Source organism: Mumia sp. zg.B53 (genome assembly GCF_019550935.1).
GTDB lineage: Bacteria > Actinomycetota > Actinomycetes > Propionibacteriales > Nocardioidaceae > Mumia.
Map to the genome: position 1 here is coordinate 137,712 of NZ_JAHWCK010000005.1, position 26,442 is coordinate 164,153.

General features: G+C 70.3%; 26 protein-coding genes. 16 read left to right on the plus strand and 10 right to left on the minus strand.

Translation table 11 applies throughout. The features are described 5' to 3' along the window. Nucleotides 1–27 precede the first annotated feature (27 nt). Both KV102_RS16680 and KV102_RS16685 read left to right on the plus strand, forming a co-directional pair. Entirely contained in the window at nucleotides 28–984 is a 957-nt protein-coding gene (locus tag KV102_RS16680; RefSeq protein WP_308290355.1) for a bifunctional riboflavin kinase/FAD synthetase, read from the plus strand. Nucleotides 985–1,129: 145 nt separating this feature from the next. Then, on the plus strand, nucleotides 1,130–1,606 hold the full coding sequence (locus tag KV102_RS16685; RefSeq protein ID WP_220346955.1) for a GNAT family N-acetyltransferase: 477 nt from the start codon (nucleotides 1,130–1,132) through the stop codon (nucleotides 1,604–1,606). 27 nt (nucleotides 1,607–1,633) lie between these two features. Here the strand turns inward: KV102_RS16685 and KV102_RS16690 are convergent, their stop codons facing one another. Both KV102_RS16690 and KV102_RS16695 read right to left on the minus strand, forming a co-directional pair. Next, nucleotides 1,634–3,244 (minus strand): multicopper oxidase family protein, encoded by a 1,611-nt coding sequence (locus tag KV102_RS16690; protein WP_220346956.1) that lies wholly within the window; start codon nucleotides 3,242–3,244, stop codon nucleotides 1,634–1,636. 98 nt (nucleotides 3,245–3,342) lie between these two features. Then, on the minus strand, nucleotides 3,343–6,084 hold the full coding sequence (locus tag KV102_RS16695; RefSeq protein ID WP_308290358.1) for an AAA family ATPase: 2,742 nt from the start codon (nucleotides 6,082–6,084) through the stop codon (nucleotides 3,343–3,345). Nucleotides 6,085–6,297: 213 nt separating this feature from the next. On the opposite strand from KV102_RS16695, the gene KV102_RS16700 reads away from it, so the two are divergent. Genes KV102_RS16700 through KV102_RS16720 form a run of 5 tightly spaced genes read left to right on the plus strand, consistent with a single transcriptional unit; the run spans nucleotide 6,298 to nucleotide 10,931 of the window. Beyond that, entirely contained in the window at nucleotides 6,298–7,227 is a 930-nt protein-coding gene (locus KV102_RS16700) for an ABC transporter ATP-binding protein (RefSeq protein WP_220346958.1), read from the plus strand. Continuing rightward, complete coding sequence (locus KV102_RS16705; protein ID WP_220346959.1) at nucleotides 7,208–7,927, plus strand: ABC transporter permease; 720 nt, start codon at nucleotides 7,208–7,210, stop codon at nucleotides 7,925–7,927. The genes KV102_RS16700 and KV102_RS16705 overlap by 20 nt, the downstream gene beginning before the upstream one ends. Beyond that, a complete protein-coding gene (locus KV102_RS16710; protein WP_255561182.1) occupies nucleotides 7,924–8,901 on the plus strand; it encodes a protein kinase in 978 nt (325 codons plus the stop codon). The genes KV102_RS16705 and KV102_RS16710 overlap by 4 nt, the downstream gene beginning before the upstream one ends. Next, the gene (locus KV102_RS16715; protein ID WP_220346961.1) at nucleotides 8,796–9,635 is read left to right on the plus strand and encodes an alpha/beta fold hydrolase; all 840 of its coding nucleotides are present in this window, start codon (nucleotides 8,796–8,798) and stop codon (nucleotides 9,633–9,635) included. Before KV102_RS16710 ends, KV102_RS16715 begins: the two co-directional genes overlap by 106 nt. Nucleotides 9,636–9,641: 6 nt before the next feature. Further along, complete coding sequence (locus KV102_RS16720; RefSeq protein ID WP_220346962.1) at nucleotides 9,642–10,931, plus strand: glutaminase; 1,290 nt, start codon at nucleotides 9,642–9,644, stop codon at nucleotides 10,929–10,931. A gap of 9 nt (nucleotides 10,932–10,940) precedes the next feature. On the opposite strand, the gene KV102_RS16725 is transcribed toward KV102_RS16720, so the two are convergent. Next, nucleotides 10,941–11,147: a hypothetical protein gene (locus KV102_RS16725; protein ID WP_220341341.1), complete on the minus strand. Its 207-nt coding sequence runs from the start codon at nucleotides 11,145–11,147 to the stop codon at nucleotides 10,941–10,943. Between the two features lie 224 nt (nucleotides 11,148–11,371). On the opposite strand from KV102_RS16725, the gene rpsO reads away from it, so the two are divergent. The 3 genes from rpsO (at nucleotide 11,372) to KV102_RS16740 (ending at nucleotide 15,489) form a co-directional block, all read left to right on the plus strand. After that, the gene (rpsO, locus tag KV102_RS16730; RefSeq protein WP_220342470.1) at nucleotides 11,372–11,635 is read left to right on the plus strand and encodes a 30S ribosomal protein S15; all 264 of its coding nucleotides are present in this window, start codon (nucleotides 11,372–11,374) and stop codon (nucleotides 11,633–11,635) included. Between the two features lie 291 nt (nucleotides 11,636–11,926). After that, nucleotides 11,927–14,170, plus strand: a complete 2,244-nt coding sequence (locus KV102_RS16735) for a polyribonucleotide nucleotidyltransferase (RefSeq protein ID WP_220346963.1) — start codon at nucleotides 11,927–11,929, stop codon at nucleotides 14,168–14,170. Beyond that, a complete protein-coding gene (locus tag KV102_RS16740; RefSeq protein WP_220346964.1) occupies nucleotides 14,167–15,489 on the plus strand; it encodes a pitrilysin family protein in 1,323 nt (440 codons plus the stop codon). The genes KV102_RS16735 and KV102_RS16740 overlap by 4 nt, the downstream gene beginning before the upstream one ends. Nucleotides 15,490–15,524: 35 nt before the next feature. Here the strand turns inward: KV102_RS16740 and KV102_RS16745 are convergent, their stop codons facing one another. Continuing rightward, nucleotides 15,525–15,935, minus strand: a complete 411-nt coding sequence (locus KV102_RS16745) for a TIGR03667 family PPOX class F420-dependent oxidoreductase (RefSeq protein ID WP_220346965.1) — start codon at nucleotides 15,933–15,935, stop codon at nucleotides 15,525–15,527. Nucleotides 15,936–16,000: 65 nt separating this feature from the next. On the opposite strand from KV102_RS16745, the gene KV102_RS16750 reads away from it, so the two are divergent. From KV102_RS16750 to KV102_RS16760, 3 genes are all read left to right on the plus strand, one after another. Continuing rightward, entirely contained in the window at nucleotides 16,001–18,709 is a 2,709-nt protein-coding gene (locus KV102_RS16750) for an HAD-IC family P-type ATPase (RefSeq protein WP_220346966.1), read from the plus strand. Next, nucleotides 18,706–19,923: a kynureninase gene (kynU, locus tag KV102_RS16755; protein WP_220346967.1), complete on the plus strand. Its 1,218-nt coding sequence runs from the start codon at nucleotides 18,706–18,708 to the stop codon at nucleotides 19,921–19,923. Before KV102_RS16750 ends, kynU begins: the two co-directional genes overlap by 4 nt. Nucleotides 19,924–20,021: 98 nt before the next feature. Continuing rightward, nucleotides 20,022–20,339, plus strand: coding sequence for a hypothetical protein (locus KV102_RS16760; RefSeq protein ID WP_220341347.1), 318 nt, complete (start codon nucleotides 20,022–20,024; stop codon nucleotides 20,337–20,339). A 96-nt stretch (nucleotides 20,340–20,435) separates the two neighbouring features. Here the strand turns inward: KV102_RS16760 and KV102_RS16765 are convergent, their stop codons facing one another. After that, nucleotides 20,436–20,639 carry a cold-shock protein gene (locus tag KV102_RS16765; RefSeq protein WP_220341348.1) on the minus strand — a complete coding sequence of 68 codons (204 nt, stop codon included), beginning with the start codon at nucleotides 20,637–20,639 and terminating at the stop codon, nucleotides 20,436–20,438. 166 nt (nucleotides 20,640–20,805) lie between these two features. After that, nucleotides 20,806–21,837, minus strand: coding sequence for an NYN domain-containing protein (locus KV102_RS16770; protein ID WP_220341349.1), 1,032 nt, complete (start codon nucleotides 21,835–21,837; stop codon nucleotides 20,806–20,808). A gap of 87 nt (nucleotides 21,838–21,924) precedes the next feature. Between KV102_RS16770 and dapB the strand changes: the two genes are divergently transcribed. Beyond that, nucleotides 21,925–22,677, plus strand: a complete 753-nt coding sequence (gene dapB / locus KV102_RS16775) for a 4-hydroxy-tetrahydrodipicolinate reductase (protein WP_220346968.1) — start codon at nucleotides 21,925–21,927, stop codon at nucleotides 22,675–22,677. Nucleotides 22,678–22,687: 10 nt separating this feature from the next. Here the strand turns inward: dapB and KV102_RS16780 are convergent, their stop codons facing one another. From KV102_RS16780 to KV102_RS16795, 4 genes are read right to left on the minus strand one after another with little or no spacing between them, the layout of a single operon-like run. Beyond that, nucleotides 22,688–22,987, minus strand: coding sequence for an AzlD domain-containing protein (locus KV102_RS16780; protein ID WP_220346969.1), 300 nt, complete (start codon nucleotides 22,985–22,987; stop codon nucleotides 22,688–22,690). Beyond that, nucleotides 22,984–23,757: an AzlC family ABC transporter permease gene (locus tag KV102_RS16785; protein ID WP_220341352.1), complete on the minus strand. Its 774-nt coding sequence runs from the start codon at nucleotides 23,755–23,757 to the stop codon at nucleotides 22,984–22,986. Before KV102_RS16785 ends, KV102_RS16780 begins: the two co-directional genes overlap by 4 nt. Then, nucleotides 23,747–24,391 (minus strand): DUF2461 domain-containing protein, encoded by a 645-nt coding sequence (locus KV102_RS16790; protein WP_220346970.1) that lies wholly within the window; start codon nucleotides 24,389–24,391, stop codon nucleotides 23,747–23,749. The genes KV102_RS16785 and KV102_RS16790 overlap by 11 nt, the downstream gene beginning before the upstream one ends. Next, nucleotides 24,384–24,938: a GNAT family N-acetyltransferase gene (locus KV102_RS16795; protein ID WP_220346971.1), complete on the minus strand. Its 555-nt coding sequence runs from the start codon at nucleotides 24,936–24,938 to the stop codon at nucleotides 24,384–24,386. Before KV102_RS16795 ends, KV102_RS16790 begins: the two co-directional genes overlap by 8 nt. 39 nt (nucleotides 24,939–24,977) lie before the next feature. Here KV102_RS16795 and KV102_RS16800 point away from each other — a divergent pair, with 39 nt between their 5' ends. Both KV102_RS16800 and KV102_RS16805 read left to right on the plus strand, forming a co-directional pair. After that, nucleotides 24,978–25,790 carry a thymidylate synthase gene (locus tag KV102_RS16800; protein WP_220341355.1) on the plus strand — a complete coding sequence of 271 codons (813 nt, stop codon included), beginning with the start codon at nucleotides 24,978–24,980 and terminating at the stop codon, nucleotides 25,788–25,790. Next, complete coding sequence (locus tag KV102_RS16805) at nucleotides 25,787–26,308, plus strand: dihydrofolate reductase (RefSeq protein ID WP_220346972.1); 522 nt, start codon at nucleotides 25,787–25,789, stop codon at nucleotides 26,306–26,308. Before KV102_RS16800 ends, KV102_RS16805 begins: the two co-directional genes overlap by 4 nt. Nucleotides 26,309–26,442 lie beyond the last annotated feature (134 nt).

Here is a 26,442-nt window from a genome sequence, read left to right on the forward strand (position 1 = left end):
GACCGTGGTCCGTGGCACAGTTGCCCTGTGAACGTGTGGCGAGCGATCGACGGTGCGGCGACGGAGTCCCGCAGCACACCCAGTGTGGCCACCATCGGCGTGTTCGACGGCGTCCACGCGGGTCACCGGCGTGTGCTGGCGCGAGCCCGCACCCTGGCGGCGGAGATCGGGTCGTCGCGGGCCCCGGTCGTGGCCGTGACCTTCGATCCTCACCCCACCGCCGTCTTCGCCCCGGATCGAGCGCCCCGGATGCTCACCACCGTGCCGCAGCGGCTCGAGCTGCTGCGCGCTGCGGGAGCGGACGAGGTGCGGGTGCTGGCCTTCGGGCCCGAGATGGCGGCGTGGAGTCCCGAGGAGTTCGTCGAGCGCATCCTGGTGTCCGAGCTCCGGGCCGAGGGCGTCGTCGTGGGCGACAACTTCACGTACGGCACCAAGGCCGCGGGTGACGTCTCCACGCTCGTCGCCAGCGGCCACGAGCACGGTTTCGTCGCCGAGGGTGTCGACCTCGACGGCGCTCGTGACATCGTCTACTCCTCCACCTACGTGCGCGGGCTGATCGCGGACGGGGACGTCTCCGACGCCGCGCGCGTCCTCGAGCGGCCGCACAGCATCCGCGGCGTGGTCGTCGAGGGCGACAAGCGGGGCCGGGCGATGGGGTTCCCGACCGCGAACGTCCTCCCGCCGGCCGGCTACGCGGTGCCCGCCGACGGCGTCTACGCGGGGTGGCTCCGCCGCTGCGACGACGAGGGTGAGCCGCTGCCCGCCGCGATCAGCGTGGGCTCCAACCCCACGTTCGACGGGGTGCAGCGCCGCGTCGAGTCCTACATCCTGGACCGGGACGACCTGGAGCTGTACGGCGTCGAGGTCGAGGTGTCGTTCGTGGCTCGGATCCGCGGCCAGGTGCGGTTCGACGGGATGGACGCGTTGGTCCAGCGGATGCACCGCGACGTCGCCGAGGTCCGCGACGCGCTGCAGCCGCACTGACCGGACCCGCGGGTCCAGACCCGGTTGTAGGTTGAACGTGTGCCCGACCTCGTCGAGCCGTCGCTGCCCCGCGGGACGCTGAGCGACCGGCCACAACCGATCTTCACGCTCACGGAGCTCACGATCCGGCCGTGGCGCCCGACCGATGCAGACGCGTTGGCCGCCGCGTACGAGGACGCGGAGATCCAGCGCTGGCACGACGGAGGCGACGAGGTGGATCGGTGCAGCGGCACGCCACTGGGCCACCGACGTCGGTGGGCAGTGGGCGGTCGTCGACACCGCCGACACTCTCCTCGGGCGGGTCGGCATCAGGGGCGTTGATCTGAGCGACGGGTGCGCCGAGCTGGGCTACTGGACCGTCGCCGCTGCCCGGGGCCGAGGGGTGGCCACCCTGGCGGTCGACCGCGTCGCGGCGTGGCTCCTCGACCTCGGGTTCCACCGCCTGGAGATCGAGCACGCGGTCAGCAACGTCTCGTCCTGCCGGGTCGCGCACAGAGCGCGGTTCAGTCTGGAAGGAACGAGGCACTCGGCAGCCCTGCACGCGGACGGGTGGCACGACATGCACGTGCACACCCGCTTCGCCGATCTCGGGCCTGGCCCGGCCCACGACTCGCCGCGTTGATCCGTACGGTGTGACTGGCGGCGGACCTCAGTGCGCGTGCGTGGTGGTCGGCGTCTGAGGCGCCGTCGCCGTGTCCGACCCCTGACCGGGCGGGACCACGACGAACTGCCCCATCGCTCCGGAGTCCTCGTGGCGCAGGAGGTGGCAGTGGAACATGTAGGGGGCGCCTCCGGGCGCGCCGCTCGCGCCGGGCGGCAGGTCGAACCGGACCGCGAGACGGACGGGATCCCCGGGTCGCACCGGGACGGTGTCCTTCCACCCACGCTCGTCGACGGGGGGCGTCCTCCCACCCACGCTGACCACGCGGAACTGCACGTCGTGGACGTGGAAGTTGTGGAGCCCGCCGTCGCCGGACGAGACGTCCCAGATCTCGGTGCTCCCGTCCTCGACCTGCGCGTCGATCCGGCCCATGTCCATGCGTCGACCGTTGATGGCGTTGCTGCTCACCTGGAACGTCCGCGTGCGTACGGCGTCCGAGGGATCGACGTCGGGAGGTGGCGCCAGCCGGCGGGGGAGCGGGGGCGACGGGTCGAGCCGGTCCGCCGCGCGGAGCTCGAGGACGTCGAGGCGGTCGTCGTCGCCGGTGAAGCGGCTCCCGCCACCGAACCGGTCGGGGAGGGGCTCGCTGCGCAGCACGGTTCGGTCGCCCGGCTCCATCGTGACGACGATCTCGGCGCGCTCACCCGGCGTCAGGACGATCTGGTCGAGGGAGACGGGCCTCTCGACGAGACCGCCGTCGGTGCCGACGAGCGCGAACTCACGGCGGTCGGAGAACGCGAAGGTGTAGGTCCTCGCGGTCGACGCGTTGAGCAGGCGGTAGCGGGTCCGCTGCGCTGTCACCTCGTCGTACGGCCCTGGCGTCCCGTTGACGAGGACCCGGTCACCCAACGCTCCCACCGAGCTGAACAGCGATTCCTGGTCGTCGATGCGGCCGTCGTCGTCGAGGCGCACGTCCTGCACGACGAGCGGGACGTCGTCGACCCCGTAGCGGTGGGGAAGGGCCGCGCCGACACGCCCGCCCGCGCTGTCGGCCGGGTCGTCCAGGAGGAACATCCCCGCGAGCCCGCGTCGTACGTGCGACGCCGTCGCCCCGTGGGGGTGGGGGTGGTACCACAGCGTCGTCGCCGGCTGGTCGATCACCCAGTGCGGTGACCAGGTCGTGCCGGGCTCGACCATCTGGTGCGGGCCGCCGTCCATCTCCGGGGGAAGGTGCATCCCGTGCCAGTGGACGGTGCTCGGCTCGCTGAGGCCGTTCGTGACCTCCACGCGCACCTTCTCGCCCCGCGTGGCGCGCAGCGTCGGGCCGAGGTAGGCGCCGGCGAAGCCCCAGGTCGGTGTCGGGCGCTCTCCACCGAGGTCGGACTCGCCCTCCTGCATCCGCAGGCTGAACACGCGCGTGCCGTCCGGCTCGACCCGCGACTCGGCCAACCGGGGGACCGCGAGGACACGGTCGAAGTCGACCTCGCCCACCGTGTCGACGCGGGCGTTCGCGAAGCTCACGGCGATCCACGTGCCGAGGCCACCGACGGCGAGCACCACGAGCAGCAGGAGGGAGCCGACGACGAGCAGCAACGTCCGGCGCACCGGACGGCGCCGGCGCGGCGTGGTGCTCGAGAGCGAGTCCTGCGTTGCGTCCATACCGACAGGTTCGGCCCTCCCGCGCCCCGGTCCCAAGCCTTTTGGCGAATGTCAGGGGCCGCTCCGGGTGGTCCCTGACGCCGTCCGCGACGCCCAGCTCAGGGCAGCGGGAACTCTCTGAGCTGCCGGCGCGAGGTGATGTCCAGCTTGCGGAAGATGCTGCGCAGGTGGGCTTCGATCGTGCGCGGGCTCAGGAAGAGCTGCACGGCGACTTCGCGGGAGGTCGCCCCCGTGGCTACGAGGCGCGCGATGTGCAGCTCCTGGTCGGTGAGGGAGTCGGCCGTCTGGACGGTGCGCTTGCGCGGATGCTCACCGGTGGCACGCAGCTCGCGGGCGGCACGCTCCGCGAACGCCTCGATCCCCATGTCCGTGAGCTGCTGATGGGCGATCCGTAGCTGCTCCCGCGCCTCCTGGCGGCGGCCCTCCCGCCGCAACCACTCGCCGTAGACGAGATGGGTACGAGCGAGGTAGCCGCCCATGCGGCTGCGCCGGAGCTGTTCGATCGCCTCGCGGTACTCGTCCTCGGCGGTCGATCCGGTGCTCGTGAGGGCCTGGGAGCGCGCTGCCATCCCGAGCGCCCAGCTCGTGCCGCTGGCACGCGCCCGGCACTGAAGCTGCTCCAGCGCAGAGGCGGCGTGCTCGGGATGACCGGCACGGACGGATGCTTCGATGAGCTCAGGGAGACTGGCGCTGCTGAGTGCGAGCTCAGGTGACTCGCACGCCCGTGACGCAGCCTCCCGCGCAGCCGAGTAGTTGCCGAGACCGTTGTGAAGTACTGCCAGCGCGTACTGCGCCTGGGAGGCGTCCGTACTTCCTTCGGGGTAGGCGGCGTCCTCGGCGGTGACGGCACTGAGCGCGATGGTCTCGGCCTCGTCGCCTCGCCAACCACCCAGAATGACCGGGGCGTGCCGGAGCTGGAGGCCGCCGGTGGCCTGAGTGATGGCCGTCGCCTCGGCGGCGAGCTCGCCCGCTCGGGTGAGCTCGCCCATCAGGACGGAGGCGATGGACATGAGATTCAGCGCGGCGGGCAGCGCTGCCAACGCACCGGCTTCTCGCGCCAGTGCGACGTTGCGGCTGGCCAGTGCGTGAAGCAGCTCGTCGTCGAGGATGGCCACCGCGTTGCGGCCGGCCAGCCACAACCAGCCGGCGTTCTGACGGTTCTGATCAGGATCGGTGTGCGGGCTGTCGCGAAACGACTCGAGGGCGCCCCGCAGCAGGGGCGCCCCTTCTGCGTACCCCTTCGTCAACGTCGTCGCGAGGCTGTCGAGAAGCAGATCCACCGGTCGCGGCGGTACCTCGGAGCGGGGAGCGGCCGAAGCCGCTGCAGCGATCTGCACGGCGTCGCCGCTCCCTGTGAGGACCGCCGCATCGAGCGCGTGCAGGTAGGTCTCGCGAGAGAGCGCGGGGTCGAGCGGGGCGAGCATCTCAGCCGCGTTCAGCAGCATCCCCGGCACGCCGTGGTCTCGCGTCAGGTGGAACGCGATCTGAGCACGCAGCAGGTCGAGGCGGGCGCGGGACAGGTCGCCCAGCGGCCCCGCCGCCGCGACCGCCAGCAGTGCCAGAGCAGCTTCGGTCGCACCAGCCTCGTGCTGCGCGTGGGCGCCCTCCAGCGCCCGCCGCGCGCGAGCGGCAGGCTCCGGCGTCAGCTCGGCTGCGCGCTGAAAGAAGGCGGCGGCAGCAGCCACGCCTCCGCGGTCGCGTGCTCGGTCGGCCGAGCGCTCCAGCTCCGCAGCCGCCTGCTCGTCGGTGCCCAGGACCGCCTGAGCCTGGTGCCAGGCGCGCCGGTCGGGGTCGGACAACGGGTCGGTGGCGGCCGCCAACGCTCCGTGGACGCGGCGGTGGTCAGGCGGAGTGGCGGACCGGTAGACCGCTGATCGCACCAGGGGATGACGAAAGCGCACCTGACCGTCGATCTCCAGCAAACCTGCGGTCTCGGCCGGTGCGGCCGCCTCGCGATCGAGCCCGAGCCGCGCCGCGGCGCGCCAGAGGAGCTCGACGTCACCGGTCGGATCGGCCGATGCGACCAACAGCAACCGCTGGGTGGCGACCGGCAACCCTGCGGAGCGCCGCTGGAAGCTGTCTTCGACACGGCGTGGAACGCCCTGCGCATCGGGCACCGCGAACCCGCCGGCCAGATGCGCGGCGTGGATGCCGTGGGGGAGCTCCAGCAGGGCGAGCGGGTTGCCGCGCGCCTCCGCGAAGATCCGCTCCGACACCGCATCGTCCAGCGGCGTGTGGACCGCGGTGGCCAACAACGACCGGGCTTCCATCTCGGACAGCCCTGCCAGGCGCAGCTCGGGCAGTCCGGCGAACCGATGATCGCTGTCCACGTCGGTGTCGCGCACCGCGAAGAGCAGCGCCACCCTGTCAGCGTCGACCCGGCGCGCAGCGAAGGCCAGGACCTGCGCGGATGCCTGGTCGAGCCACTGTGCATCGTCGATCAGGCACAGCAGCGGCGCCTTCTCGGCGGCTTCGGCCAGAAGGTTGAGGACGGCGAGCCCGACCAAGAACAGGTCCGGTGCGGCACCGGCCTGCTGTCCGAACGCCACGCAGAGTGCCGTCTGCTGCGGCTCGGGCAGCGCATCCACGCCGTCCAGCAGCGGCCCGCACAGCTGGTGCAGACCAGCGAAGGCGAACTGGGTCTCGGACTCCGCCCCCACACAGCACTCCACGCGGAACCCCAAGGGGACCGCGCGGTCGCGGGCATGCTGGACGAGCACCGTCTTGCCGATGCCTGCTTCGCCACGCAGTACGAGTACGCCGCTGCGACCGGACAGGGCTTGGTCGAGCAGCTGTGTGACCGTTTCGCACTCCTCGCGCCGGCCCAGAAGCGTCGTCAGTGTGCACTCCCAGCGTCGTCACCTAGGTGGAGGTCTAGGTAATCCTTACCGATGCGAACGGGGCGCACCAGACCGGGTCGTCCTCCGTGGACGCGGAAAGGGCGAGCGGGTCGCCGCACGCGCGAGGACATCAGGGGCTTTCACTGACGCGAAGTGCCACCGGCCGCTGCGAGTCTGATGACCCGGCAAGAACCCCGAAATGAAAGATCCGCCATGTCCATCAGCCCCGTCATCGAGGTCGACAAACTGAGCATCACGTACGGCGACTTCACCGCCGTGCGGGATCTCTCGTTCCATGTCCAACACGGTGAGCTCTACGCCCTCCTCGGCACCAACGGAGCCGGCAAGACGTCCACCCTCGAAGTCGTCGAAGGCCACCGCCAGGCCACCGCCGGCAGCGTACGGATCTTCGGCGAACCCCCCACGAACCGTCGTGCAGTACGGCCTCGGATGGGGATCATGCTGCAGGAGAGCGGCTTCTCCCCGGATCTCACGGTGCGGGAGTCGGTGGGTCTCCTCGGCACGCTGAGCGGGAGGCACGACGACGTCGAGCGCGTCCTCGCCATCTCCGGCCTCACCCACAAGGCGGGCACCCAGGTCGCGCAGCTCTCCGGTGGGGAGAAGCGACGCCTCGACTTCGCTACCACCGTCTACGGCGGGCCCGAGCTCGTCATCCTCGACGAGCCGACGACCGGACTGGACATCCAGTCCCGTGATGCACTGTGGGCCGCGGTGGACCGCCTGCGCGAAGAGGGCTCCACGATCGTGCTCACCACCCACTACCTGGAGGAGGCGCAGCAGCGGGCGGACCGCATCGGCGTCATGCACCAGGGGACGTTGCGCAAGGAGGGAACGCTCGTCGAGCTGACCCGGAGTCTCCCGTCGGTCATCAGCTTCATCCTTCCTGCGGGCGCACCCGAGCCGCCGCTCTCCCTCGCCCACGCCGACGGGACGGTGCGCGTCGAGACGTTCGGGCTCCAGGAGGACCTCTATCGGTTGCTGGACTGGGCGCACGACGCCGGGGTGGAGCTGCAGGAGCTGCAGGCTGGTGCCACCCGCCTCGACGACGTCTTCCGTGCCCTCAGCACTGAAACCACGACACCGACTCTCGAAAGGCCGCAGCATGTTGGCGATCGCGCGTAGTGAGCTGATCCAGATCTTCCGGAACCGGCTGGTCATGGTCACGGGCCTGATCATCCCGTTGGCCGTCGGTGGGCTCTTCGTCTACCGGCACGAGGCATTCGCCGACGGGGCCAGCCTCGGTTACATCGCGGCGATCGTGCTCTTCACGGTGATGGCCTTCGGCCTCTACACCACCGCGGTGACCACCCTGGCTTCGCGGCGACAGAACCTGTTCCTCAAACGGCTGCGTTCCACCGCAGCGAGCGACGCCGAGATCCTGACAGGGCTCGTGCTGCCGATCACCGTCATCGCGCTCGGGCAGACGGTCGCGATCCTGGTCGTCCTCGGGGTGGTGGCCACCGCGCCGGTCGACATCCCGATCCTCGTCGTGGCGATCCTCGCCATCGCCGCCATGATGGTCGGCCTGGCGCTGGCCACGACCGGACTCACGAACTCTCCGGAGCACGCCCAGGTGACGACCCTGCCGGTGAGCCTGGTCGTGATCGCCGTCGCGAGCTGGGTGGGGATCACCGGCCTCGAGGACCTTGCCGTGCTCAAGCGTCTGCTCCCCGGGGGCTCGGCCACCCAGCTGGTCGTCAACGCCTGGAACGGCGGTGTCCCGGTTGTCGAGTCGCTGCCGCTCCTGGCGCCCACGCTGGGCTGGGTCGTCGCTGCCTTCGCGCTGGCATCGCGGTACTTCCGATGGGAGCCGCGCCGATGAGCACACCTCGGGTGCTCGGTGGCCGCTACGTGCTGGGCGAGGTCGTCGGACGCGGCGGGACGGCCGACGTCCACCGAGGACACGATCTCCGCTCGGGCGGCCAGGTCGCCGTCAAGGTGTTCCGTACGCATCTCGCACACGATCCCCTGGTGCTCTCCAGGCTCCGGCGTGAAGCGCGCCTGGTGGCAGGGCTCTGCCACCCCGCGATCGTCGCTCTCCTCGACACCGGATGCGAGGAGGTCGTCGGTGGCGGGGAGGGCAACGTACGCGTCCCGTTCCTCGTCATGGAGTACGTCCCCGGCTGGTCGCTGCGGGATCTGCTCAAGCGCGGTGGCGTCTCGCTCGAGCGGGCGATCCGGTATCAGCTCGGGGTGCTCTCGGCACTGGAGTCCAGCCATCGGGCGGGCGTCGTCCACCGCGACATCAAGCCGGCCAACGTGATGATCACGCCGTCCGGCGCCGTCAAGGTCGTCGACTTCGGGATCGCGCGCGACAGTGGTGATCCGACCGCGACGATCACCCACGACCGGGCGTTCATGGGGACTCCCGTCTACCTCTCGCCGGAGCAGGCCCGCGGCGAGGTCGCGGACGTCCGCAGCGATCTGTACTCGGCGGGTTGCCTGTTCTACGAGATGCTGACCGGGCGGCCGCCCTTCGTCGCGGACGACCCGGTCTCTGTCGCCTACCAGCACGTCCACGAAGAACCACCGCGAATCACCGCCTACGACCACTCGCCGGCGCTCGGCGCCGTACTCGTCAAAGCACTCGCCAAAGCGCGAGAGGACCGTTTCCAGAGCGCCCGGGCGTTCGCGGATGCGCTCCAGTCAGCAGCGAAGGGCCTCATCGGCCACAAGGAAGGAAACGCATCATGGGCTTCATCACCGTCGGCAACGAGAACAGCACCCCGATCGAGCTGCACTACCAGGATCAGGGCACGGGACAGCCTGTCGTCCTCATCCACGGCTATCCGCTGAACGGTGACAGCTGGGAGAAGCAGACCCGCGAGCTGCTCGACCTCGGCTACCGCGTCATCACCTACGACCGTCGCGGGTTCGGCCGGTCCTCCAAGGTCGCCACCGGCTACGACTACGACACCTTCGCTGCCGACCTGAACGCCGTGCTCGAGACGCTCGACCTGCACGAGGTCATCCTGGTCGGGTTCTCGATGGGCACCGGTGAGCTCGCCCGCTACGTGGCGACGTACGGGACCGACCGCGTCGCGAGGCTTGCGTTCCTCGCCTCCCTCGAACCGTTTCTCGTGCAACGCGACGACAACCCCGAAGGCGTCCCGCAGGCGGTGTTCGACGGCATCATGGACGCGGCGAAGGCCGACCGGTACGCCTGGTTCACCCAGTTCTACGGAGACTTCTACAACCTCGACGAGAACCTTGGGTCGCGGATCAGCGAGGAAGTCGTCCGGGCGAGCTGGAACATCGCGGTCGGCAGTGCCCCCGTCGCGGCGTACGCGGTGGTCCCCAGCTGGATCGAGGACTTCCGAGGTGACGTCGCCGCGGTCCGCGACGCTGCTCTGCCGACGTTGATCCTCCACGGCACCGCCGACAACATCCTGCCGATCGATGCCACGGGTCGGCGATTCCGAGACCTTGTTCCGGACGCCGAGTACGTCGAGGTGGAAGGTGCGCCGCACGGTCTGTTGTGGACACATGCCGACGAGGTCAACGCCGCCCTTCGTACCTTCCTCGGCTGAGCGCTCGTGCGGTCACCGATCCCCGACTACCTCGCTGAGGCGCTCTCTCACGTCGTCTCGGACAAGTCCGGCGCGCCGGCCGGGTACATCCCCGAGCTCGCCACGGCGGACCCTCGGTGTCTCGCCGCGGTCTTCGCCACCGTCGACGGCGAGGTCTACGGCGCCGGTGATGTCGACGCCCCGTTCACCATCCAATCGATCTCCAAGCCGTTCGTCTACGCGCTGGCCCTCGCCGATCGAGGGTTCGACGCGGTCCTGGACAAGGTCGGCGTCGAGCCATCCGGGGAGGCATTCAACGAGATCTCCCTCGAACCCGACTCCGGGCGTCCGCTCAACCCCATGATCAATGCCGGTGCGATCACCGCTCACTCACTGACCGGGCCCGAAGGAGCCGACCCCGCGGGGCGTATGGCGCGCGTGGTCAGCGGGCTCTCGGCGTTCGCCGGCCGCCGGCTGGAGACCGACGAGTCGGTGTGGGCGTCGGAGATGGAGCACGCGCACCGCAACCTGGCCATCGGGCACATGCTCCGCAGCCACGACATCCTCACCGATGATCCGCACACCGTCGTCGAGGGCTACACCCGCCAGTGCTCCCTGCTGGTCTCTGCCCGCGATCTCGCCGTGATGGCCGCGACGTTGGCCAACGGGGGAGTCAACCCCTGCTCGGGGGAGCCGGTCGTGCCTTCGCCGGTGGTCCGTCAGGTCCTGAGCGTCATGTCCACCTGCGGGATGTACGACGCCGCCGGTGACTGGGCCACCCAGGTCGGCATCCCGGCGAAGAGCGGGGTGGCGGGCGGGCTCATCGGTGCCCTTCCTGGTCAGATCGGCATCGCGACGTTCTCACCCCGGTTGGACCCGCACGGGAACAGCGTGCGCGGGGTGTCGCTGTTCGAACGGTTCTCGTCCGACATGGGCCTGCATCTGATGGAGGTTCCGCCCGCTGCTCGCGCGGTCGTACGGTCCAACCACGTCGTCGGTACCGGGCAGGATGCGGTCCGGGTTCTCCAGCTTCAGGGCGGGATCCGCTTCGCCGGGGCCGAGAGGGTCGTACGAGAAGCCGTCGAAACCGTACGTGCCGAGTCGAGGGTCGCACTGGACCTCACCATGGTCTCGTCGATCGACGACGTGGCCCGGCGCATGCTGCTGGAGGTTGCGCGGCGGCTCACGCTCGAGGGTCGTCACGTATACCTCGTCGACCCGGACTCGATCATTCCCGACCCAGACCCTGGAGACGGCGGCCAGGTCGTCGTCGTCGCCGACCTCGACGAGGTCGCCGGGGTCGGCGACGATCGCTGACGCGACCGGTCAGCCCCGGTCGAAGTCGTCGTCGAGAGCGACCTCCCAGGCCTGCTCCACCTGGTCGGCCTCGGCGGCATCCGCGTCGGGGTCGACCTCGTCGACGTCCACCCGGGGCGTGGGATCCAGCTCCGGGTCCGGTGTCAGACGCTCCTCCGGCCCGTCGTCGTCGAGCGGGGCTTCGGTATCGTAGGACTCGCTCTCGAAGTCAGACATGCGCCACCTCCGTCGTCGGATACCTCCGATGGTGCGTCAGCCCCGCCGACAGCACAACTGCCGGCAGGCGTCCGGATTGGGGATGGGTCGCGGCCGCTGATACGCTGGACGTTGCCGTCAGATCGGCCACGGATCCAGAGTGCCCGGGTGAACATGCCCCGGCGCGCCGTGCAACGACCAAAGGAGACCGCGTGAGCGCGACCAAGACGTACACCCCTGCCGAGATCAAGGACGTCGACCGCAAGGACATCATCGCGGAGTTCGCGACGACCGAGGGCGACACCGGTTCTCCGGAGGTCCAGGTCGCTCTCCTGACGGCGCGCATCGCGCACCTGACGGAGCACCTCAAGACGCACAAGCACGACCACCACAGCCGGCGCGGCCTGCTGCTGATGGTCGGCCAGCGTCGCCGCCTCCTGAACTACCTCCAGAAGAACGACATCGCCCGCTACCGAAGCCTCATCGAGCGCCTCGGCCTGCGCCGTTGATCATGAGACGAGCGGCCCCTCCGCCAAGGACGGGCCGCTCGTCTCATCGTTCCTGACCACAACTCCACATCGCACGACCGCAAGCAGACGGAGCAGCACACGGGGCGACGCTCGGTCCTCGGTAGTGGCCCGCGGATGGCGCTGTACGACACCTCGTACGCCGCACTTCGCGGACCTCGATCGAAGACCGGCGCCCCCGGGGCCGATGGCGCACCCAGACGGTGCGCACGCCCGCTCGCGTGACTGCTCCGCGAGACGCACGCGCAGGATGCGCGTGAGAAAGGGGTACCCATGACGGGACCCGAGATCCACTCCACCACTGCTGTCATCGACAACGGCCGCTTCGGCAAGCGGGAGATCCGCTTCGAGACCGGTGTGCTGGCTCGCCAGGCCGGCGGTGCTGTCACCGCCTTCCTCGACGACGACACGATGCTGCTGTCGACGACGACCGCTGGGAAGCACCCGAAGGACCACTTCGACTTCTTCCCGCTCACGGTCGACGTCGAGGAGCGCATGTACGCCGCGGGTCGCATCCCCGGTTCGTTCTTCCGGCGTGAGGGACGGCCGAGCGAGGACGCGATCCTCACCTGCCGCCTCATCGACCGCCCGCTGCGCCCGACCTTCAAGAAGGGTCTGCGCAACGAGGTGCAGGTCGTCATCACCGTGATGGCACTCAACCCCGACGTCGCCTACGACGTCCTCGCGATCAACGCCGCGTCGGCCTCGACGCAGATCTCGGGCCTGCCGTTCTCCGGCCCCATCGGTGGCGTGCGGGTCGCGCTCATCGACGGCCAGTGGGTCGCGTTCCCGAAGCACTCCGAGCTCGAGAACGCCGTGTTCGACATGGTCGTCGCGGGCCGCATCGCCGGTGACGACGTCGCGATCATGATGGTCGAGGCCGAGTCGACCGAGGTGACGTGGGAGCTCGTCCGCGGCGGCGCCACCGCGCCCACCGAGGAGATCGTGGCCGAGGGCCTCGAGGCTTCCAAGCCGTTCATCCGCACGCTGTGCGAGGCGCAGGCCGCGCTCGCCGCGTCGGCAGCCAAGCCGGTGCAGGAGTTCCCGGTCTTCCTCGACTACCAGGACGACGCCTACGACGCGGTCGAGGCGGCTGCCTCCGAGGACCTGCGTCAGGCGCTCACCATCGCCGGCAAGGCGGAGCGCGAGGAGCGTCTCGACGCCATCAAGGCCGACGTCCTCGACAAGCTCGGCGAGCAGTTCGAGGGTCGCGAGAAGGAGCTCGGCGCGGCTGTCCGTGCGGTCACCAAGAAGCTCGTCCGCCAGCGCGTGCTCACCGACAAGATCCGCATCGACGGTCGCGGACTCGCCGACATCCGTACGCTGCACGCCGAGGTCGGCACGATCCCGCGCGTCCACGGCTCGGCGCTGTTCGAGCGCGGCGAGACGCAGATCCTCGGCGTCACGACGCTCAACATGCTGACGATGGAGCAGAAGCTCGACACGCTCTCGCCCGAGCGCGCCCGTCGCTACCTGCACAACTACAACTTCCCGCCGTACTCGACCGGTGAGACCGGTCGTGTCGGTTCGCCGAAGCGGCGCGAGGTCGGTCACGGCGCCCTCGCCGGCCGTGCGCTCATGCCGGTGCTGCCGGCTCGCGAGGAGTTCCCCTACGCGATCCGTCAGGTCTCCGAGGCGCTCAGCTCCAACGGCTCCACCTCGATGGGCTCGGTCTGCGCCTCGACGATGGCGCTGCTCAACGCCGGTGTGCCGCTGCGCGCCCCGGTCGCGGGCATCGCGATGGGTCTGATCTCGGGCGAGGTCGACGGCAAGACGGAGTTCGTCACGCTGACCGACATCCTCGGCGCCGAGGATGCCTACGGCGACATGGACTTCAAGGTCGCCGGCACGCGCGAATTCGTCACCGCCCTGCAGCTCGACACCAAGCTCGACGGCATCCCGGCGTCGGTGCTCGCAGGTGCGCTGACCCAGGCTCGCGACGCGCGGTTCACGATCCTCGACGTCATGAACGAGGCCATCTCGACTCCGGACGAGATGTCGCTCTACGCGCCGCGGATCATCACGATCCACATCCCGGTCGACAAGATCGGTGAGGTGATCGGCCCCAAGGGCAAGGTCATCAACCAGATCCAGGACGACACGGGTGCGCAGATCACGCTCGAGGACGACGGCACCGTCTACGTCGGCGCAGAGTCGGGCGAGGCAGCAGAGGCCGCCCGTGCGGCGATCAACGCCATCGCCAACCCGACGATGCCTGAGATCGGTGAGCGCTACCTCGGCACGGTCGTCAAGACGACCAACTTCGGCGCGTTCGTCTCGCTGATGCCGGGCAAGGACGGCCTGCTGCACATCAGCAAGCTGCGTGACCTCAACGACGGCAAGCGTGTCGAGAACGTCGACGACGTCGTCAAGGTCGGCCAGAAGGTCATGGTCTCCATCGCCGAGATCGACGACCGCGGCAAGCTGTCGCTGATCCCCGTCGTGGAGGGCTCGTCCTCGGACGAGGCTCCCGCCGAGGGCGCGGACACCGCCGCGAAGGCCGACAGCGCTTCGTGACCGTCCTGCTCGACCCGGACCAGAGCCCGGGCACCACACGCACCCTCCTGACCGAAGGCGGACTCGTCCGCCGGACGGTCCTCAAGGGTGGGCTGCGTGTGGTGACCGAGGCCATGCCGGGCGTGCGGACGGCCACCATCGGCATCTGGGTCGGGGTCGGGTCTCGCGACGAGGCCCCGACCCTGTCCGGTGCGTCGCACTTCCTGGAGCACCTGCTCTTCAAGGGGACGAGCACGCGCTCGGCCCTGGACATCTCCGCCGCCCTCGACGCGGTCGGTGGAGAGATGAACGCCTTCACCGGCAAGGAGTACACGTGCTACCACGCACGCGTACTCGACGACGACCTGCCGCTGGCCGTCGACGTGCTCGCCGACATGGTGACCGACTCGCTCATCACCACCGAGGACGTCGAGGCTGAGCGCGACGTCATCCTCGAAGAGATCGCCATGAACGAGGACGACCCGGACGACGTCGTCCACAACCTGGCGACGTCGCTCGCCTGGGGACCCACGCCGCTCGGTCGCCCGGTCGCCGGTGACCCCGGCACGATCCGCGAGCTGACACGCCCGCAGATCCTGCGTTACTACCGCCGCCGCTACGTGCCGTCGGCGATGGTGGTCTCCGTCGCCGGCAACGTCGACCACGAGCGGGTCGTCGAGCAGGTCGCGCAGGCGTTCGGCCGGGTGCTCGCCATCGCCGGTGACGCCGGTCCCGCCGCCGTCCGCAGGGGCGGCGGCCGTACGCGGTTCCGGCGCGCTCGCGGCCTCGTGGCCCGGCCGACCGAGCAGGCCAACGTCGTCGCGGCGCTGCCCGGCGTGCAGCGCGGAGACGACCGCCGGCACGCTCTCGGCGTGGTCAACGCGGTGCTCGGAGGGGGCATGTCCTCCCGCCTGTTCCAAGAGATCCGCGAGAAGCGCGGCCTCGCGTACTCGGTCTACTCGTTCGGCGCCAGCTACGCCGACGCCGGCATGCTCGGCGTCTACGCGGGGTGCGCGCCGGGCAAGCTCGGCGACGTGCTCAAGGTCGTCCGCGACGAGCTCGGCACGTTCGCCGAGCGCGGACCGACCGCCGAGGAGCTCGAGCGCGGCAAGGGACAGCTCAAGGGGAGCGTGGTGCTCGGGCTCGAGGACCCCGCCTCGCGGATGAGCCGCATCGCCAAGGCCGACCTCCTCCACGGCGAGCTGGCCGGCATCGACGACCTGCTCGCCAGCATCGACGCCGTGACGCTCGACGACGCGCGCGAGGTGGCCCGGATGTTCGCCGGCAAACCCGCCCTCGCGGTGGTCGGCCCGTTCGAGTCGCTGGACGACCTGGACTGACCTGGCGCGGCCACCGCAGCGTCAGGCGTGCCCTGCTACCAGCTGCGTACCCGCCCGACCGCGACGCGCAGCGTGGTCGAGTAGGACTCCGCGAAGGACTTCGCCGTGGAGCCGAGCCCGGAGATCTGGTTGCCGTACTTGCCGGTGTAGGCGGCCCACGTCTCGTCCGGCATGGTCTCCTCGATGGTCGCCGTCCCGTTGAGGACGACGACGTCGTTGCCTGCGCGGTCGCTGTTGAGGTTGAGCGCGACGTGCGGATTGGCGGCGAGGTGCGCGATCTTGGCGCCCTCGGGCCGGCTCCGGATCCACAGCGCGCCGTCGTGCCAGACGAACCAGACGGGTGTGGGTGTCGGCTCCCCGGCCGCGTTCACGGTCGTCAGCCAGACGACGAGGTCCTCGGCCAGGCGTTCGGCGACCGCGGCGGGGATCGTGGGAGCGACGCTCATGGTTCACCGTAACGCGAAGGGGACCCGCGGGTGCGGCGCAAGACCAGCCACGGTTCGATGGACCCATGGACGAGGTCACCGATCAACCGCCGGTCTGGGCCACTCCCGTCGACGAGGTCCTGGAGCGCCTGGGGACGTCGCGTGACGGGCTGACCGACGCCGAGGCCGAACGCCGGCTCGCCGACGTGGGTCCCAACCGTCTGGCGCCGCCCGAGCCGACCCCGTGGTGGAAGCGGGTGGTCGCTCAGTTCGAGGACACGTTGATCTACATCCTCCTGGCGTCCGCGGCAGCGAAGGCCGTCCTGGAGGACTGGGTCGACTTCACGGTGATCCTGGCGGTCGCGGTCATCAACGCCGCGATCGGCCTGATCCAGGAAGGCCGGGCCGAGAAGGCCTTGGCCGGCATCCGCACGATGCTGAGCGTGCAGGCCGACGTACGCCGTGACGGTGGCTGGCGTCGTGTGGACGCCGAAGCGCTCGCCCCCGGCGACGTCGTACGCCTCCGGGGCGGCGACAAGGTCCCCGCCGACCTGCGGCTCCTGGCGGCCTCGAACCTCCAGGTCGAGGAGTCCGCGCTCACCGGCGAGTCCGTGCCCTCCAGCAAGGACGTCGACGTCGTGGCCGCGGACGCAGGGGTGGGGGACCGCGCCGACATGGTCTTCTCCGGGACGCTCGTGACGCAGGGGAGCGGGCTCGGGGTCGTGACGGCGACCGGTCAGAGCACCGAGGTCGGCAGGATCCAGACCCTCGTCGACGAGGTCGAGCCGCTCGAGACCCCGCTGAGTCGCCAGCTCGACGCGTTCGGCAAGGCGTTGGCGCTCCTGATCGCCGTCATGGCGGTCGTGATGGTGCTCGTCGGCCGCCTCGTGCACGACTTCGACATCCCCGAGCTCGTGTCGGCGACGATCGGGTTCGCGGTCGCGGCCGTCCCGGAGGGTCTCCCCGCGCTGGTCACCATCATCCTCGCCCTCGGCGTCCAGCAGATGGCGCGGGAGCGGGCGATCACCCGCAAGCTTCCGGCCGTCGAGGCGCTCGGCTCGGTGACGACGATCTGCTCCGACAAGACCGGCACGCTCACCAAGAACGAGATGACGGCCCGCACCGTGGTGACGCGCGCGGCGGCGTACGAGGTCACCGGCATCGGGTACGCCCCGGACGGCGAGATCCGTGACGGCGGCGCGCCCGTGCGGTGCGAGGAACGCCCCGACCTCGCCGAGCTGGTGACCGTGATGGCGCGCTGCAACGACGCCGTCGTTCGCCGCGACGGGGACGACTGGACGCTCGTCGGGGTCCCGACGGACGGTGCGCTGCGGACGCTGGCTCTCAAGGCGTCCTTCGACGACCCGGGCGGCAGGCGCCTCGACGTGGTGCCCTTCGACTCCCAGACCAAGTACATGGCGACGCTCGACCGAGCGGCTGACGGCAGTCTGCAGGTGTCGGTCAAGGGTGCACCCGACCGCATCCTGGACCGCTGTGGCTCCCAGCGTGGCGCAGACGGGTCGACCGAGCCCCTGGACCGCGAGTGGTGGTCGGAGCGGATCGAGGACCTGGGCAGCCAAGGTCTGCGGGTCCTGGCTGCGGCGGTCGGCGCGCCTCGGCCCGGCGAGGAGGCCCTGAGCGACGAGGACGTCAGCCAGGGCTTGGAGATGGTCGGCCTGGTCGGGATCGTCGACCCGCCACGCCCGGAGGCCGTCGCCGCGATCGAGAAGTGCCACCGTGCCGGGATCCGGGTCAAGATGATCACCGGTGACCACGCGGGTACGGCGCTCGCCATCGGGCGCGAGATGGGCATCGTGGAGGGTGAGGGGGTCGGTGTCCTGACCGGCGCCGAGCTCGAGGCGATGAGCACCACGCAGCTGCGGGAGGCCGTGCTGGAGGTCGACATCTATGCGCGGACGAGCCCGGAGCACAAGATCCGGATCGTCTCCGCCCTCCAGCACCACCGCGAGGTCGTCGCCATGACCGGTGACGGTGTCAATGACGCCCCTGCGCTCACCCAGGCCGACGTCGGGGTGGCGATGGGGATCAAGGGGACGGAGGCGACGAAGGAGGCGGCCGACGTCGTCCTGGCCGACGACAACTTCGCGACCATCGAGAAGGCGGTCGAGGAGGGCCGGCGGATCTACGACAACGTCCGCAAGTCGGTGCTGTTCCTCCTGCCGACCAACGGGGCGCAGGCCCTCGTGATGCTGGTGGCCGTCGTCTTCGGCATGACCCTGCCTCTCGAGCCGGTGCAGGTCCTGTGGATCAACATGGTGACCGCCGTGACTCTGTCGTTGGCCCTCGCCTACGAGAAGGCGGAGCCCGGGATCATGGACCGGCGTCCGCGCGACCCGGGTGCCTCGGTCGTCGACCTCGCCTACGGCTGGCGGATCGCGGTCGTGTCGGTCCTCATCGGCGGAGCAGCGCTGCTCGTGTTCACCACCACCTACGACGCCGGGTTGTCGCTGGACGAGGCCAGGACGGCGGCCGTCACGATGTTGGCTCTCGGCCAGCTCGCGTACCTGTTCAACAGCCGCTACCTCGACGCCTCGAGCCTGACGACGAGGGCGCTGCGCGGAAACCCCGCGGTCTGGATCTCCTCCGCGGCGATGGTCCTCGCCCAGATCGGCTTCGTCTATCTGCCGTTCATGAACACCTGGTTCGAGTCGGCACCGATCGGTCTCGACGTGTGGGGCTACACCGCGGCGCTGGCGATCGCGGTGTTCCTCCTCGTGGAGGTCGGCAAGGCGGTGGACCGCTGGCGAGGCGTCCATGGTGAGATCGGCGGATGATCCCCTCCTACGACGACGCGGTCGCGCTGGACGCGGCCGACCCGCTGTCGCGATTCCGCGAGGAGTTCCTCCTCGCCGAGGACCCGGTCGCCTACCTCGACGGCAACTCGCTCGGTCGACCACCGCTGCGGACCCTCCAGCGCGTGGAGGACGTCCTGCGCCGCCAGTGGGGCGAGCGCCTGATCCGGAGCTGGGAGGAGGGGTGGCTGGAGCTTCCTGAGCAGGTCGGCGACCGCCTGGCAGCGGCGTGCCTCGGGGCCGCCCCCGGACAGACCGTGATCGCCGAGTCGACGTCGGTCAACCTCTTCAAGGTGCTCCACGCCGGCTGCGACCTGAGGCCGGACCGCGACGAGATCGTCGCCGCAGACGTGGACTTCCCCACCGACCGCTATCTCGTCGACTCCGTGGCGGCCTCGCGCGGGATGACCGTGCGATGGCTGTCCCCCGACGTGGTCGAGGGTGTCACCGAGGACGAGCTGCGAGCGGCGCTCTCCGACCGTACGGCGCTGGTACTGCTGAGCCACGTCGACTACCGCTCGGGCGCGCTCCTCGACCTGCCGGCGACCACGGCGCTGGTCCACGAGGTCGGCGCGCTGGCGATCTGGGACCTGTGTCACTCCGCGGGCGTCGTCCCGATCGAGCTGGACGAGGCGGGGGTGGACCTGGCCGTCGGTTGCACGTACAAGTACCTCAATGCCGGACCGGGCGCGCCTGCCTTCCTCTACGTGGCGCAGCGGCACCTGGGGACCGTGCGGCAGCCGATCACCGGGTGGTGGAGCACCGCGGACCGCTTCGCGATGGGACCGACGTACGATCCCGACCGGTCGATCCGGGCGATGCTGTCCGGCACCGCGTACGTCCCTGGCATCGCCGCCGTCGACGCGTCGGTCTCGCTGGTCGCCGAGGCGGGGATCGACGCTCTCCGCACGAAGGCGGTCGCCCTCACGCAGATGTGCGTCGAGCTCGCCGACGCGTGGCTCGTCTCGCACGGCTTCGTCGTCGCGTCACCACGTGACCCGGCGCGGCGAGGGGCCCATGTCACGGTGCAGGGTCCCCAGGCTCGTGAGGTCGCTGCCTCGATGTACGCGGCCGCCGTCATCCCGGACTTCCGGAACCCCGACATGATCAGGCTCGGTCTCTCGCCGCTCACCACCTCCTACGCCGAGCTCTGGACGGCGATGGACATCACCCGCGAGATCGTCGAGGCCCTCTGAGCGGTCGGAGCCACCCCGCTCGGTGGCGTAGTCTGGAGTCACCGGTTCGACGAGCTCGCCCCCGAGCACGCCGCCGGCCGACCGAGAGCTGGTGCCTCGTGAGCGACCAACCCGAACCTGCTGCGACGACCACACCCGGACGCAGCCGCCGCCCCCAGCGAGACCTGAGCCGGATGGGCCTGAGCCACGACCGGCCCGAGCGTCCGCGCGTCTTCGCGTGGTGCCCCGGACCGGGCCGCACCTGTGCGCCGATCCTGGCCGCTCTGCGCGAGGCTGGGGTCGACTGCTGGATCGGCTCCCGTCGCGAGCCCGTCGGCAACTTCGAGGTCTCCCACCTCGAGGCCGACACCGATCAGGTCCGCAGCATCATCGCTTCGGTCGATCCCGACGCGGTCCCGCTGACCGTCGGACGCTGACGCGCCCCGGCCGCTTCGGCGGCCGGACGTGCAGAACCCCCGCACCCAGAGAGGGAGCGGGGGTTCTGCGGGTTCGAGACCCGATTCAGTCGGGTGTCAGAGCGGCCGGATGTTGGCGGCCTGCAGACCCTTGGGGCCCTGCTCGACGTCGAACTCGACCTTCTGGTTCTCCTCGAGCGAGCGGAAGCCCGAAGCAGCGATCGCGCTGAAGTGCGCGAACACGTCCTCGCCGCCGCCGTCGGGGGCGATGAAGCCGAAGCCCTTGTCGGCGTTGAACCACTTGACGGTACCTGTAGCCATGTTTCTCTCCTTCGGTCGTGCGCACGCTGTGTTAGCGAGCGACTGGTGTCGCGAGCACATCAACCTGGGAAAGAACGTTCCTCGCGAGCGAGGTCCAGATTCGAATCTGCGGCAATGACGTCATGCAACATCTCCGACGCTATCACCTCCTGGTTAACCGGTGGTGTCACCGCCCCGTCCTGGCCGGGTGAAGTCGGATGAGACGGGCGGTGCTGCTCTCGTCCATCTCGGCCACACCGTCGCGCGACTTGACGAAGTCGGAGAAGGAGCGGTAGCCCAGGGACTTCTCGTTGAAGGACGGATCCATCCGCTTCATCTGGCTCTTGACCGCGGAGCTGTGGAGCCAGTCAGCGTCGTCCTTCTCGTGGCCAAGACGCAGCGCGCGCTCGAGGAGACGTGTCGCCAGGTCCTGGGCGTCCTCGGGCTCGGTCTCGACGGCGTCGTCCGATCCCGGCTCGGCGAAGAGGGGCACCGTGGATCGTGCGGCCGCCTTGAGCGGGGCCTTCTTGGCGGCAGGTGCGCTGGGCTCCTCGGTGGCGGGCTCGGCCGATGCCGTCTGGGCGGACTTGGAGGTGCGCTTGCGGGTGGAGCCTCGCGCAGGCTTGTCCGGCGCCGGGGGAGGGGCCTCGACACCGGGAAGTGAGTCGTACGTCACCATCTCGTCGCACGCCGCGGCGAGCGACTTGCTCGTCGAGCCGGCCACCCCGACACCGACGACGTAGCGGCCCAACCGCTTGCACCGCTGCGCGAGCGCGATGTAGTCGGAGTCGCCGGCGACGATCACGACGTGCGTGAGGTCGGGCAGACGGAACATGTCCTCCACGGCGTCGACCGCCAGGCGGATGTCAGCACCGTTCTTGCCGTAGGCCGCTGCCGGGAAGAGCTGGACCAGGTCCACGGCGCGGCTCACGAGCTGCCCGCGGTACTCCGCGTTGACCGGCGCCGACCAGTCGGCGTAGGCCCGTGTGAGGACCAGCGTGCCGAACGACGACGCGAAGTCGATGATGGCGCCGACGTCGACGGTCGCCCGTGCCAGCTTCTCGGTGACCTCACTGTCGGCGGCGGTCTCGTTGGTCGAGAACGCCCGCGCCTTGTCGCGCTGGAACTGGTTGCGTCCGTTCACCTGGTCGTACCGGGAGATGACGATGTTGTCGAAGTCGATGTAGACGGCGACGCGGGTTGCGCCCGGTTCAGGCATGCCTGCTCTTTCTGTCGGTGACGCGGGTGCGTCTCGTACACAGTCTGCCGGACGCTGCCGCCGTGCGGACGATGAGAGGATCGGCACATGAGTGAGATCACGGTCGGGGTGCTGGGCGCGCAGGGACGGATGGGGTCGGAGTCGGTGCGTGCACTCGAGGCGGCGGACGGCATCTCGGTGGTGGCGAGGATCGACGCCGACGAGCCCCTCGAGCAGCTCGTCGAGGCCGGTGCGACCGTCGCGGTGGACTTCACCAGCCCCGACGTCGTGATGGACAACCTGCGGTTCTGCGTCGGCCACGGGATCCACGCGGTCGTCGGCACGTCGGGCTTCGACGACGCCCGGATCGCCGAGGTCCGCGACCTTGTCGAGGCGTCACCCGGAGTCGGCGTGCTCATCGTGCCCAACTTCTCGATCGGTGCGGTGCTGATGATGCGGTTCGCCCGCGTCGCCGCGCCCTACTTCGAGTCGGTCGAGATCGTCGAGCTGCACCACCCGGACAAGGTCGACGCACCTTCTGGCACCGCGACCAGGACGGCGGAGCTGATCGCCGCGGCGCGGGCGGAGGCCGGGACGCCCCCGGTGCCGGACGCGACGACCTCCGACCCCCTCGGAGCCCGGGGAGCCGTCGTCGACGGGATCCACGTCCACGCCGTCCGTGCCCGTGGCCTGGTCGCGCACCAGGAGGTCGTGCTCGGTGACGCCGGCGAGACGTTGACGATCCGGCACGACTCCGTCCACCGTGAGTCGTTCATGCCCGGCGTGGTGGCGGGAGTGCGTGGCGTGGTGGACCGCCCGGGGCTGACGGTCGGTCTGGACGGAGTGCTCGGGCTCGAGTGAGCGCTGCTGCTCAGATCAGCCTGACGAGAGCGGCGGTGAGCGCCGCACCGGCGACGACGACGAGGAACGGCGCCCGGAGCAGGAGCAGCCCCACCGCGACGCCGACACCGGCGACGCGGGCGTCGAGCACGAGGGCCTGACCGTCGGCGAACGCCTGGACCGCGACGAGGGCGCCGAGGAGCCCCACGGGGATCAGCGCCGCGACCCGCACCGTCAGAGGCCGCTCGAGGACACGGTCGGGCACCGACAGGCCGGCCAGCTTGAGCGCGTAGCAGGCCAGCGACGCGATGATCACGGCCCACCAGATCACGACGTGCCCTCCTCGGGCTCGTCACGGTGGTGACGGTGCTCGTGCGGGTCGTCCGCGTGCTCGAGAGCGTCGGCGACCTCGGCCTCGCTGGTGCGGCGGGTGAGCCACAGACCGACGAGCACGGCGACTGCACCGCCGACGATGATCGGCGCTCCCGCCGGCGTCAGCGGCACCGTCCCGATCGCCACCAGCGCTCCCACCGCCGCGACCAGCCGTTGGGGCCAGGCGGTGAGCCGGGGCCACAGCAGCGCCAGGAACGCAGCGGCGACCGCGGCGTCGAGCCCGTACGTGCGGGGGTCGCCGAGCGCGTTGCCGGCCAGGGCCCCGAGGAACGTCATGAGGTTCCACAGCACGAAGATCGACGTGCCCGTGACGTAGAACCCGATGCGGGCGTGCCGGTCGGTCTCGCGCGCGACCCCCATCGCGGTCGACTCGTCGATGACCAGCTGTGCGGTCACCAGCCGCCGCCAGCCGCGCACGCGCAGCCGCGGTGCGAGACCCAGCCCGTAGAACGTGTTGCGGCTGCCGAGGAGGAAGGCGGTGACCCCTCCCGTGACCGGGTTCCCGCCGGCGGCGACCACGCCGGCGAACGCGAACTGGGAGGCTCCGCTGAACATCAGCAGCGACAGCACGCAGGTCTGGGCCACGGTCAGCCCTGATGCGGTGCCGATGGCGCCGAAGGAGATGCCGTACACACCGGTGGCGAGGCCGACACCGAGGGAGTCGACGACGACGCTGCGGTCGCTGGGAGCGGGGACCTCAGCCGACATGCTGCGCGTGCCAGTCGAGGAGAGGGGTGAGCGTGCGCCAGTCGTCGGCCACCCGGGTGGCGAGCCCGGGAGTCTCCATCCAGCCCGGCGTGCCGTACCAGCGCATGAGCGTCAGCGTGTTGTGGCGCAGGAGATCGATGCGCGGATGGTCCGCCGGCCAGCCTCGCGGCCGGGTCTTGACCCGGTCACCACCGACCTCGAAACCCTTCGCGACCAGCGAGTCGATCAGCCGCTCGAGCGCGGAGCCCTTGCGTGGGTCGTCCACCGCCTGGCGGAACCGGTGCTTGCGGTCCGCCGTGGCGTCGTACCAGCCGGCGCCCACCCTGACGCCGGAGGCGTCGATCTGGACGTAGTAGCCGGTGGCCGGCGACGTCGAGACGAACGCGCCCTGGTGGGTCTTGTACGGCGTCTTGTCGGCACTGAAGCGGACGTCGCGATAGGGGCGGAACACCTTCGCGGGGCCGAACTCGTCGGCCAGCACCGCCGTGAGGGCCAGCATGGGACGCCGTACGAGCGTCTCGTAGTCGTCCTTGCGGGCGGTCCAGAAGGTGCGCGAGTTGTCGTTCTCGAGGTCTTCGTAGAAGTCGGCCGCCGCGACGGAGAACCCGACCGGGCCGTGGTCACCGTCAGTCACCGTCACCCCCGAGGGTGGTGTGGAGCCTCACCTGCTTGAGCCGGACGCTGCCGTCGCCGACGGGGTCGACCTCACGGTGAGCGCCGTCGGGAGCCCACCCCGTGCTCGCGACGAAGGCGCGCAGGGCGTCGTCGCGGGCGTCGAGCCACATGGTCGCCCGGGTGAACCGGTCGGCCCGAAGGGTGTCGGCCGCCGCCTGGAGGAGCCGGGAGGCGTGACCGGTACGCCGGTGGTCGGGCGAGACCGTCAGCTCGCTCACCTCGCCGTCGGCGACCGGGTCGGCGTCGTCGTCGGTCGAAGGGCCCGTCACGGTGAACCCGCGGACGGTGCTGTGCTCCAGGGCGACGAGGACCCGGTTGCGTGCGTCGCCGGGACGGTCCAGGGAGGCGGCCCACTTCTCGGCGAAGAGCTCGGGCACGACCTGCTCGAGGAGCTCGGGAGGCAGCACGTCGGCGTAGCGCTCGCGCCACGCCGCGGCCTGGAGCGTCGCGATGGCGTCGGCGTCGGCGCTCCACGCGATCCGGACGCTGGTGTCGGCAGTGGTCACGCCTGCGATTGTGTCAGGTCGGTGCCGTAGCGTGACCACGTGCGCGCCTACCTCGACCTCGTCCAGCGGATCCTCGACGACGGCGTCCGCAAGGACGACCGCACCGGCACCGGCACGCTCAGCGTGTTCGGTCACCAGATGCGGTTCGACCTGCGTGAGGGGTTCCCCCTGGTCACCACCAAGAAGGTGCACGTGAGGTCGGTGGTCGCCGAGCTGCTGTGGTTCATCGCCGGCAGCACCAACACCGCCTACCTCAAAGAGAACGGCGTCTCGATCTGGGACGAGTGGGCTGACGAGCAGGGTGAGCTGGGCCCGATCTACGGCTACCAGTGGCGGTCCTGGCCGACGCCCGACGGCCGCCACGTCGACCAGCTCCAGGGCGTGGTCGACGCCATCGTGGGCGACCCCGACTCGCGCCGCCACATCGTGAGCGCCTGGAACGTCTCCGACCTCCCCGACATGGCGCTGGCGCCGTGCCACACGATGTTCCAGTTCTACGTCGCGCCTGGGGCCGACGGGGGCCCGGGCCGTCTGTCGTGCCAGCTCTACCAGCGATCCGGCGACGTCTTCCTCGGAGTGCCCTTCAACATCGCCTCGTACGCGCTCCTCACGCACATGGTCGCCCAGGTGACCGGCCTCGAGGTGGGCGACTTCGTCCACACGCTGGGTGACGCGCACCTCTACGTCAACCACCTCGACCAGGCGCGTGAGCAGCTCACGCGCGAGCCGCGCCCGCTGCCGCAGCTCGAGCTCGACCCGGGCGTCACCTCGATCGACGGCTTCACCCTCGACGCGGTCACGGTCACCGGCTACGACCCCCACCCGGCCATCAAGGCCCCCATCGCCGTATGACGCTCGATCCGGGCAGCGACGACGACACAGGGCGCGGCGGCCACCGTGCCCGCATCACGCTCGTCGCCGCCGTCGGGACCAACGGCGTGATCGGTCGAGACGGTGGTCTGCCGTGGCCCCCGACCGGTGATCTCGCTCAGTTCAAGGCGCTCACCACCGGCCACGTCCTGGTGATGGGTCGCAAGACGTGGGACTCGATCGGGCGGCCGCTCCCGCGCCGCACCTCCGTCGTGGTGACGCGGCGCACGGGCTGGAAGGGACCGGACGAGGTCGTCGTCAGCCACGACGTGGACGGCGCACTCGACCTGGCATCCGAGCTGGACGACGAGGTCTTCGTCATCGGAGGGGAGCAGCTCTACGCGCAGTCCCTCTCGAGAGCAGATCGCATGGTCCTCACGCACGTCGACGCCGCCCCGCCTGGCGATGCCTGGTTCCCCGAGGTCGACTGGTCGCAGTGGCGCGAGGCCCAGACCGTGCCCTACGAGGGCTACCGGATCGTGACGTACGAGCGGGTGTGACCCAGATCACACGAGACAGTTCCCGATCAGGTGTAACACCGACGAGGGCTTCGACGATCTCCCCAGTGTCCCGGTCCTGTCCGGGCCCCCGAACGGACAGGATCGGGACATTCCATGTCCGCTTCCGGAGCCGG